The sequence below is a fragment of the uncultured Pseudacidovorax sp. genome, from assembly GCF_913773995.1.
GTDB lineage: Bacteria > Pseudomonadota > Gammaproteobacteria > Burkholderiales > Burkholderiaceae_C > Xenophilus.
Map to the genome: position 1 here is coordinate 1 of NZ_CAJYES010000242.1, position 9,822 is coordinate 9,822.

Consider the following 9,822-nt stretch of genomic DNA (forward strand, 5'->3'; position numbering starts at 1 on the left):
AATCGCCGATGCCGGCGCGTCAGCGCCAGCGCCCGCGCCCGCCGCACCGCTGCCGGTGCCGCTGGCCGGCAAGCTGCGTCCGCCGCTGGACACCGCCTTCGAGCTGCCACGCACCGAGGTGTGCGAACGCATCTTCAACGCCGGCGCTGCGCGCCTCGTGCTGCTGCGCGCGCCGGCCGGCTTCGGCAAGACCACCGTCATGCTGCAGGTGCGTCGCCGCTTCGAGGAGACCGGCCTGCCCCACGCCTGGCTGACGCTGGACCGGGCCGACAACGACGTGGGCCGGCTGCTGGCCGTGCTGATCGCGGCGCTGGAGCCGCTCATCCCCGCCCTGCGCCGCCTGCAGCCCGCCGGCCCGGCCGGCGCCGACGAACTGGCCTTCGCGCTCATCGATGCGGTGGCCGCGCATCCCGCGCCCTTCGCACTCTTCCTCGACGACCTGGAGGAGCTGCAGGGCGCCGTGGGCCTGGGCCTGCTGCAGGAGCTGATCGCGCAGCTGCCGCGCGGCGCGCAGCTGATCGCCGGTTCGCGCGGCGCGCCCGAGCTGGGCCTGGGCCGGCTGCGGGCCCGCGGCCGTCTGCTGGAGATCGAGCCGGAGCAGCTGCGCTTTTCCGAGGCCGAGGTCGACGGCTACCTGCGCGAGCGCCGCGGCCTGGCCCTGCAGCCGGAGGACATCCGCCGCCTGCATCGCAGCACCGAGGGCTGGGTGGCGGCGCTGTGGCTGGCTTCGGTGACGCTGGAAGACCGCGACGAGCCCGGCCGCTTCATCGCCGGCTTCTCGGGCTCCAATGCCGCCGTCATGGACTACCTGATGGAGGATGTGCTGGCCCGCCAGAGCGAGACCGTGCGCGCCTTCCTGCTCAACACCAGCATCCTGGCACGCCTCGATGCCTCGCTCTGCGATGCCGTGTGCGTGGCGGTGGGCGAGCAGCACGACAGCGCCGAACTGCTGCGGGCCATCGACCAGGCGCACCTGTTCCTCATTCCCTTGCAGGCCGACCGCAGCGAGTTCCGCTATCACGGCATGTTCGCGGAGTTCCTGCGGGCGCAGCTGCGGCGCCAGCATCCGGGGCGCATCGCCGTGCTGCACCGGGCCGCGGCCGACTGGTTCCTGGCCAGCGCAAGGCCGGTGCCGGCCATCGACCATGGCTTGGCCGCGGGCGACCTGGGCTTTGCGTTGCCGCTGCTGCGCGCGCATGCGCAGCCGCTGCTCGATCAGGGGCGGGTGCGGATGCTCTCGCGCTGGCTCGATCCGCTGCACAAGGCCGGTCAGCTGCGTGACCAGCCGCTGCTGCAGGTGGTGCATGCCTGGGCCGTGTGCCAGGCCGACGGCCCGCGCGCCGCCGGTCCGCTGGCCGATGCGCTGGGGCCGGACGTGCACGACGATCCGCACAGCCGTGCCATCCTGCTCGCCCTGCAGCCACTGCTGATGGTGCTCACCGACCGCACCGACGAGGCCATGGACAGCGTGGCGCCGCTGCTCAAGGCGCTGCCGTCCAGCGCCAGCTTCGCGCGCAGCTTTCTCGAAGTGGTGCTGGCCAACCTCTCGATGATCGCCGGCCGCTATCCCGAGGCCCTGCGTCTGGCCGATGCCGCGCGCAGCCGCCAGCCGGCGCATGCCAGCAGCTTCAACTTCGCCATCTCCGAAGCGGCCGAAGGCGCCGTCGACCTGACGCAGGGGCGCCTGCACAAGGCCCTGGCGCGCCTGCGTCTGGCCGTGAGTGCGGGCGCCGCCGATTCCACCCGCGCCACCAACGGCAATGCCATGGCCGGCGTGCTGCTGGCCGAGGCGCTGTACGAGGCCGACCAGTGCGAGCAGGCCGAGCGCCTGCTGGCGGTCTACATCCCCCTGATCCGCCGCGTGGGCATTCCGGACCAGCTCATCGGTGCGCACATCGTCATGGCCCGCATCGCGCGCGGGCAGGGCGACGCCGACCGCGCACAGCGCCTCCTGACCGAGCTGGAGCACATCGGCCATCGCGAGGGCCTGTCGCGTGTGGTGGCCTGTGCGCGCCTGGAGCGGGCCCGCTCGCTGGTGGTGGAAGGTCGCCTGGCCCAGGCCCATGCCGAGCTGGAGCGCTGCAACGACAAGGCGCTGTGGCGGCGCGTGAGCCGGCTGTCGCTGCGCGCCAACGAGGTGGAGACCCACGACCTGGGCCTGGCGCGCTGGGCCATCGCCAGCGGCCATGCGGAGGAGGTGGCGGAGCTGCTGCGCCGCCAGCTGGATGCGGCCGAGCGCGCCCACCGCGAGCGCCGCGCGCTCACCTTGCGGCTGCTGCTGGCCCAGGCCCTGTACCGGCTGGAGCAGCGCAACAAGGCGATGCGCGTGCTGGCGAAGGCGGTGCGCCAGGCTGCCGCGGAAGGCTATGTGCGCGCCTTCCTCGACGAAGACGCCTACCTGATGACACTGCTGCGCGACCTGCGGGCCGTGCCGACCGTGCTGCTCGATGGCGCGGGGGAGGGCAGTGCCGATGCGCCGCTGGCCTTCATGGACCGCCTGCTGCAGGAGCCGCCCGCCGCCGCAGCCGAGAGCCGGCCGGCCGAGGCGCCCGGGCTGCGCAGCGCCGCTGCCGCCAGCGAGCTGCTCACGCGCAAGGAGATTCAGGTGATGCGCCTGGCGGCCGAAGGCCTGTCGAACGACGACATCGCCGAGCGGCTGTTCGTGGCCGAGACCACGGTGCGCACGCACCTGCGCAACATCAACGTCAAGCTCGATGCGCGCAACCGCATGGAAGCCATCGCGCTCACGCGCAAGGCGGGTCTGATTCCCTGAGCGGACGCTTTCGACCCCGGCGGGGGTCGCAATCTCGTCGCAAGCGACGATACCCCCGCGGCCCGCGCTTTCGACACTGCGACGCATGACGCAGACGAGCGAGCTCTACCGCCCCGACCACGAACTCTTGCGCGACACCGTACGCCGCTTCATGGCCGAGCGGGTCGGCCCGCAGCTGGACCGGTGGGCCGAGCGCGGCTGCTTCGACCGCAGCATCTTCCGTGAGGCTGGCGAGCTGGGCCTGCTGTGCCCCACCGTGCCCGAGGCGCTGGGCGGCCCGGGGGCGGACCTGCTGTATTCGGCCGTGCTGCTGGAGGAAGCTGCGCCGTACAGCAACTTTGGCCTGTCGCTGACGATGCACTCCGAGATCGTCACCAACTACCTGCTGCACTTCGCCAGCCCGGCGCTGCAGGCGCAATGGCTGCCGCGCATGGTCACGGGCGAGGCCATCGGCGCCTTGGCCATGACCGAGCCCGACGGTGGCTCCGACGTCAAGGCCATCCGCACGCATGCGGTGCTGGAGGACGGGCACTGGCGGCTCAACGGCGCCAAGACCTTCATCTCCAACGCCACCACCTGCGACCTGGTCATCGTCGTGGCCCGCACCGAGCCCGATGCGGGGGCACGCGGCATCAGCCTGCTGGTGGTGGACACCACGCTGCCCGGCGTGCGCAAGGGCCAGCCGCTCAAGAAGATCGGCCTCAAGTCCCAGGACACGGGCGAGCTCTTCTTCGAGGACGTGCGCGTGCCTGCCGACCAGTTGCTGGGCGAACGCGGCCAGGGCTTCGTCTACCTGATGAAGGAGCTGCCCTGGGAGCGGCTGCAGATCGCCGTCTCCGCCGTGGCCGCCGCCGAGGACGCCTACCGCCAGACCCTGGCCTATGTGCGCGACCGCCGCGCCTTCGGCCAGGCCGTGGCGGACTTCCAGCACACGCGCTTCCTGCTGGCCGAGCTCAAGACCGAGATCCGCATCGGCCGCACCTTCGTGGAGCGCTGCCTGGCGGACCTGATGGCCGGCCGCCTGGATGCGCAGGCCGCCTCGATGGCCAAGTACTGGTGCAGCGACCTGCAGGGCCGCGTGGTGGATGCCTGCGTGCAGTTGCACGGCGGCTACGGCTTCATGGCCGAGGTGCCCATCGGCCGCGCCTATGTCGATGCGCGCGCCCAGCGCATCTACGGCGGCACCAACGAAATCATGAAGGAACTGATCGCCCGCGATCTTTGAAGGACAGCGCATGAGCGAATCCGAAACCAAGGCCTCTTTCGCCCGCGACGGCATCGCCGTGCGCCACGATGGCCCGCTGGCGGTGGTCGAGCTCGACCTGCCGCAACCCAAGAACAGCTTCCGCACCGGGAACGCGCAGGCCCTGTCGGCAGCGCTCGACGGCGCGCTGGCCGACGGCGCGCGCGCCGTGCTGCTGCGCGGCGCCGGCGCGGTCTTCTGCGCGGGCTGGGACGTGGCCTCGATCCGGCCGGGCGACTCGGACCCGATGGCCGTGATCGCCGAGGTGGTGGGCCCGCTGCTGCGCCAGCTGCGCGAACTGCCCGTGCCCACGGTGGCCGAGGTGGCCGGCCCCGCGCTGGGCTTCGGCTTCGGCCTGGCGCTGTGCTGCGACATCGTGCTGGCCGCGGAAGACGCGCTGCTGGGCAGCCCCTTCCGCAACCTGGGCATGGTGCCCGACAGCGGCACCCACCACCACTTGCTGAGCCGCCTGGGCCTGGGCCTGGCAAGCGAGCTGATCTACACCGGCCGGCTGCTCAAGGGCGGCGAGGCCGCGGCCCTGCGCCTGGTCAACCGCGCGCTGCCGGCGGCCGAGCTGCCCGCCGAGGCACGGCAGCTGGCCCAGGACATCGCGCAGGGCCCCACCCGCGCCTTCGCCCTCAGCAAACAGTTGCTGCTGCAGGGCGGCGACTTCGACGCCATGGTGGCGCACGAGGGCCGGCAACTGCAGCAGGTCTTCGCCACCGCCGACCTGCGCGAAGGCATCGCTGCCTTCCAGCAGCGACGCAAACCGCAGTTCCAGGGCCGATGACCGGCCGCTCCTTCTTTTCTACGCTCCCTTCGAACCCATGACCGACGCCTTCATCCTCGACGCCGTGCGCACGCCGCGCGGCAAGGGCCGCGCCAGCGGACGCCTGCACGAAGTGCCGCCCGCCCGGCTGGCGGCCGTGACCCTGGACGCGCTGCGCACGCGCAACGGCTTCGCGCCCGAGCAGATCAACGACGTGATCCTCGGCTGCGGCGAGCCCTCGCTGGAGCAGGCCTCCAACATCGCCAAGGCCGCCACGCTGGCCACGCCGGGCTTCCGCGAGGTGCCGGGCGTGCAGCTCAACCGCTTCTGCGGCTCGGGCCTGGAGGCGTGCAGCTTCGCCTCGGCGATGGTCATGGCCGGCCAGGCCGATCTGATGATCGGCGGAGGCGTGGAGAGCATGTCGCGCGTGCCCATGTTCGCCGGCGGCGGTGCCTGGGTGACCGATCCGCAGATCACGCTGCCCAATCGCCTCGTCCCGCAGGGCATCTCGGCCGACCTGATCGCCTCGCTGCACGGCTCCAGCCGCCGCGACGTGGACGCCTACGCCGCCGAGAGCCAGCGCCGTGCCGCGGCGGCCTGGGCGGAAGGCCGCTTCGCCCGCTCGGTGGTGCCGGTCAAGGACATGCACGGCAACCTGCTGCTGGACCGCGACGAGCATGTGCGCGGCGACACCACGGTCGAGTCGCTGGCGCAGCTGGAGCCCTCCTTCACGCAGCTGGGCGAGAAGATGGGCTTCGACGCCGTCGCCATCCAGCGCTATCCGCAGGTGGGCGCCATCGCGCATGTGCACCATGCCGGCAATTCCTCTGGCATCGTCGATGGCGCCTCGGCGGTGCTGATCGGCAGCCGCGCCATGGCCGACCGGCTGGGCGTCAGGCCGCGCGCCCGCGTGCGCAGCTTCGGTGCCATGGGCAGCGAGCCCACCATCATGCTCACCGCGCCGGCTGCCGCCGCCGAGGCCGCGCTGCGCCGCGCCGGCATGACGGCCAGCGACATCGACCTCTTCGAATGCAACGAGGCCTTCGCGGCCGTGGTGCTGCGCTTCATGGAAGCGCTGGGCGTGCCGCACGACAAGGTCAACGTCAACGGCGGTGCGATCGCCATGGGTCATCCGCTGGGCGCCACAGGCGGCATGCTGCTGGGCACGGTGCTGGACGAACTGGAGCGCCGCGACCTGACCACCGGACTGGTCACGCTGTGCGTGGGCGGCGGCATGGGTTCGGTGATGGTGATCGAGCGGGTGTGAGGAGCAAGGAGCACATGGACATGATCGACTACCAGGTGGACGCGGACGGCATTGCCACCCTGCGCTGGAACGTGGCCGACCGGCCGATGAACGTGATGAACGCCGAGAGCACGGCGGCCTTCGACGCCGCCGTGCGGCGCGTGCTGGAAGACCCGGCCGTCAAGGGCGCCATCGTGACCTCGGCGCGGCCGGAGTTCGTGGCCGGCGGCGACCTGGACCTGATCCGCGGCATCGCCGACGCGCAGCAATCCTTTGCCGCTTCGGGCCCGGTGAGCGCCACGCTGCGCCGGCTGGAGACCGGTGGCAAGCCCTTCGTCGCCGCCATCAACGGCACGGCGCTGGGCGGCGGGCTGGAGCTGTGCCTGGCCTGCCATCGCCGCATCGCCGCCGACAACCCGCAGGCGCAGTTCGGCCTGCCAGAAGTGACGCTGGGCCTGCTGCCCGCGGCCGGCGGCACGCAGCGGCTGCCGCGCATGATCGGCATCAAGAATGCGCTGCCCTACCTGCTGGAAGGCCGCAAGGTCAGTCCGGCCGCCGCGCTGGCCGCCGGCATCGTCGACGAGGTGGTGCCCGCCGACCAGCTGCTGGCCCGGGCCCGCGAATGGCTGCTCGCCGAAGGGGCCGCGGCCACGGTCAAGCCCTGGGACGCCAAGGGCTTCAAGTTCCCGGGCGGCTCGCCGCAGACGCCCGGGCCCACGCAGCTTTTCTTCGGCGTGGGCGGCGGGCTGCTGCAGAAGACGCAGGGCCTGTATCCGGCGCCCGAGGCCATCCTGGCCTGCGTGTACGACGGCTGCCAGGTGGACATCGACACGGGCCTGCGGATCGAGCAGCGCCAGTTCGCGCGCCTGGCCACCTCGCAGGCCACCAAGAACATGATCCGCACGTTGTTCTACGCCATGGGCGAGGCGAACCGCCTGGCCGACAGGCCGCGCGGCGTGCCGGTGCGCAGCTACTCGCGCATCGCGGTGCTCGGCGCCGGCATGATGGGGGCGGGACTGGCCCATGTGTCGGCGCAGGCCGGGCTGGAGGTGGTGCTGCTGGACACCAGCATCGAGGCGGCCCAGAAGGGCAAGGCCTATGGCGCGAAGATCATGGACGCGCAGGTGGCCAAGGGCCGGCTCGCCGTGGAAAAGCGCGACGCGACACTGGCCCGCGTGCGCTGCACGACCGACTATGCGCAGCTCGCCGGCTGCCAGCTGGTGATCGAGGCCGTGTTCGAGGACCGCGCCGTCAAGGCCGAGGTCACGCGCCGCGCCGAGGCGGCCATGGATGCGGACGCGATCTTCGCCACCAACACGTCGACGCTGCCCATCACGGGGCTGGCCGAGGTCTCCTCGCGGCCGGCGCAGTTCGTGGGCCTGCATTTCTTCTCGCCGGTGGAGAAGATGCCGCTGCTGGAGGTGATCCGCGGCGCGCGGACGAGCGAGGAGACCATCGCCCATGCGCTGGACTTCGCCAAGCGCATCCGCAAGACGCCCATCGTGGTCAACGACTGCCCATCCTTCTATGCCAACCGCGCCTTCGCCATGTTCCCCTACGAGGCCATGACGATGCTGGGCGAGGGCGTGGACCCGGTGCTGATCGAGAACGCCGGCCGGCAGGCGGGCATGCCCATGCCGCCGCTGGCGCTGATCGACGAGGTGTCGGCCGAACTGCTGCACAAGGCCATGAAGCAGCTGCGCGCCGACCAGGGCGCGGCGTACCGCGAGCAGCCGCAGGACCATGTGCTGACCACCATGGTCGAGCGCCTGGGACGGCTGGGCCGCAAGGTGGGGCAGGGCTTCTACGACTATCCGGCCGAGGGGGCCAGGCAGCTGTGGCCCGGTCTCGCGGAGGTCTTTCCGCGCGCGGCCGAGCAGCCTACGGTGGAGGAAGTGCGAGAGCGGCTGATGTACTCGCAGTCGCTGGAGGCGGCGCGCTGCGTGGCCGAGGGCATCGTCAGTCCGCGCGACGCGGACGTGGGTTCGCTGCTGGGCTGGGGCTTCCCGGCCGTGCTGGGCGGGGCGCTGGGCCAGATCGACACCGTCGGGCCGGCCGCCTTCGTCGAGGCCTGCGACCGGCTGGCCCGCCGGCATGGCGAGCGCTTCGAGGTGCCACCCGCGCTGCGCGAGCTGGCCGCAAGCGGCGGGCGCTACCACCCGGCCTGAGGGCAGGCGCGAGCGCATGGACTACTCCGGCCGCTTCCGCCCGGTGCGCTCGCTGCGGCCGGAGGACGACTTCAACCATCCGGTGGAGGTGCATCCTTTCTTCAACGAGAGCCGCTATCTGCATCTGGTCGATGGCGCGCAGGGCCTGGGCGGCTGGTTCCGCGTGGGCCAACGGGCCAACCAGGGCTTCGGCGAGATGACCGTGTGCCTCTACCTGCCGGACGGGCGCGTGGGCTTTCACCACGCGCGGCCGCAGGGCGTGGATCCGCTGCGTGCCGAAGCGGCGGGCCTGCACTTCGGGGTCATCGAACCCTTCGCGCAGCGTCGGCTCACCTACCGCGGGCCGCTGCATGTGCTGCCGCACGGCGCGCTGATGGAAGACCCACGTGCGGCCTTCCAGGCGCATCCCGCGGTGGACTGCGAGGTCGATCTGTTGCTCGACGCCGTGGCGCCGCCGCATGGCGGCGAACTGCTGGACGACGCCGGCCAGCCCTACGACGAAGGCGAGGGCCGCTACTTCGCCCGCGCCCACATCGACCAGTCGCTGCGCGGCCAGGGCCGCATCACCGTGGGTGGTGAATCGTGGACGCTGCAGGGCCATGGCCTCATCGACCATTCCTGGGGGCCGCGCATCTGGCAGGCCATTCCCTGGTACCGCTGGTTCCCGTGTACCTTCGGCGCGGACTTCGCCTTCTGCCTGATGGTGGTGCGCCAGGCCGACGGACGCCTGCTCAAGACCGGCTACCTGCACGACGGCGGGCCCGCGCTGCTGCATGTGGAGGAGATCGCGCTGGAAAGCCGCTACGGCGCCGATGGCTACCCGGCCGGCTTCCACCTGCGCTTCGTCGACGAGCGCGGCCGGAAGCACCAGGTCGAGGGCGAGACGGTGAACGCCTTGCCCTGCCGCCATGTGCGCCGGCTGGCCGACGGCCGCAGCGACCGCACCCGCATCATGGAAAGCCTCACGCGCTACCGCTGCGGCGGCCGCGAGGGTTGGGGCCTGGCCGAGTACATGGACCATGTCGATGCGCAGGGCCGCTTCGAAGGCATGGCCGCGGGATGGTGAGCACCGCCGCCGACGACACGCTGGCGCCCGCGCTGCTGCGCCACCTGCGCGCGCACGATCCGGCCATCGACGCCGTGGAGGCGCTGCGGCCCGTGACCACCGGCGCCAGCCAGGAGATCTGGACCTTCGAGGCCTGCCGTGCCGGCACGCTCGAGCCCCGCGTGCTGCGCCGGGCGAGACTGTGGAGTCGGGAAAGCCAGGCGATGAGTGCCGGGATGCCGGCCGAGGCCGCACTGCTGCGCCTGGCCGGCGGCCAAGGCGTGCCGGTGCCGCAGGTGTTCAGCGAGCTGGCCGAGGAAGAAGGTCTGGGCTCGGGCTACGTGATGGCCCATGTGGCGGGCGAGACCGCCGGGCCGCGCATCGTGCGCGAGCCTGCGCTGGTGGCCGCCCATGGCCAACTGCTGCGGGACTGCGCCGCGGCGCTCGCCCGGCTGCATGCCATTCCCGCCAACGCACTGCCGCCGCTGCGGGAAGGACAGGCGGTCGACGAGTTGCGCCACTGGGCGCAGGCCCATGCGGCCAACGGCACGGCGCGGCCCGTCTTCAGTCTGGCGCTG

General features: G+C 72.1%; 7 protein-coding genes. All 7 read left to right on the plus strand.

The genetic code is table 11. From position 1 onward, the window contains the following. The coding region (locus QZ772_RS22760; RefSeq protein ID WP_295531460.1) for a LuxR C-terminal-related transcriptional regulator at positions 1-2,773 on the plus strand (2,773 nt) is incomplete at its 5' end. Positions 2,774-2,858: 85 nt separating this feature from the next. Next, entirely contained in the window at positions 2,859-3,998 is a 1,140-nt protein-coding gene (locus QZ772_RS22765; RefSeq protein WP_295531463.1) for an acyl-CoA dehydrogenase family protein, read from the plus strand. A gap of 10 nt (positions 3,999-4,008) precedes the next feature. Next, positions 4,009-4,806 (plus strand): enoyl-CoA hydratase-related protein, encoded by a 798-nt coding sequence (locus tag QZ772_RS22770; RefSeq protein WP_295531466.1) that lies wholly within the window; start codon positions 4,009-4,011, stop codon positions 4,804-4,806. Between the two features lie 37 nt (positions 4,807-4,843). Further along, entirely contained in the window at positions 4,844-6,052 is a 1,209-nt protein-coding gene (locus QZ772_RS22775; protein WP_295531469.1) for an acetyl-CoA C-acetyltransferase, read from the plus strand. A 20-nt stretch (positions 6,053-6,072) separates the two neighbouring features. Beyond that, positions 6,073-8,199, plus strand: coding sequence for a 3-hydroxyacyl-CoA dehydrogenase NAD-binding domain-containing protein (locus QZ772_RS22780; RefSeq protein WP_295531472.1), 2,127 nt, complete (start codon positions 6,073-6,075; stop codon positions 8,197-8,199). A 16-nt stretch (positions 8,200-8,215) separates the two neighbouring features. Further along, positions 8,216-9,265 (plus strand): hypothetical protein, encoded by a 1,050-nt coding sequence (locus tag QZ772_RS22785; protein ID WP_295531475.1) that lies wholly within the window; start codon positions 8,216-8,218, stop codon positions 9,263-9,265. Beyond that, positions 9,259-9,822 (plus strand): phosphotransferase (locus tag QZ772_RS22790; RefSeq protein WP_295531478.1); only part of this gene is annotated, 564 nt, incomplete at its 3' end. The genes QZ772_RS22785 and QZ772_RS22790, both read left to right, overlap by 7 nt.

Bases quoted from the DNA above. Each gene is read 5' to 3' on its own strand.
- QZ772_RS22765 (WP_295531463.1), top strand. From the start codon at position 2,859: ATGACGCAGACGAGCGAGCTCTACCGCCCCGACCACGAACTCTTGCGC.
- QZ772_RS22770 (WP_295531466.1), top strand. From the start codon at position 4,009: ATGAGCGAATCCGAAACCAAGGCCTCTTTCGCCCGCGACGGCATCGCC.
- QZ772_RS22775 (WP_295531469.1), top strand. From the start codon at position 4,844: ATGACCGACGCCTTCATCCTCGACGCCGTGCGCACGCCGCGCGGCAAG.
- QZ772_RS22780 (WP_295531472.1), top strand. From the start codon at position 6,073: ATGATCGACTACCAGGTGGACGCGGACGGCATTGCCACCCTGCGCTGG.
- QZ772_RS22785 (WP_295531475.1), top strand. From the start codon at position 8,216: ATGGACTACTCCGGCCGCTTCCGCCCGGTGCGCTCGCTGCGGCCGGAG.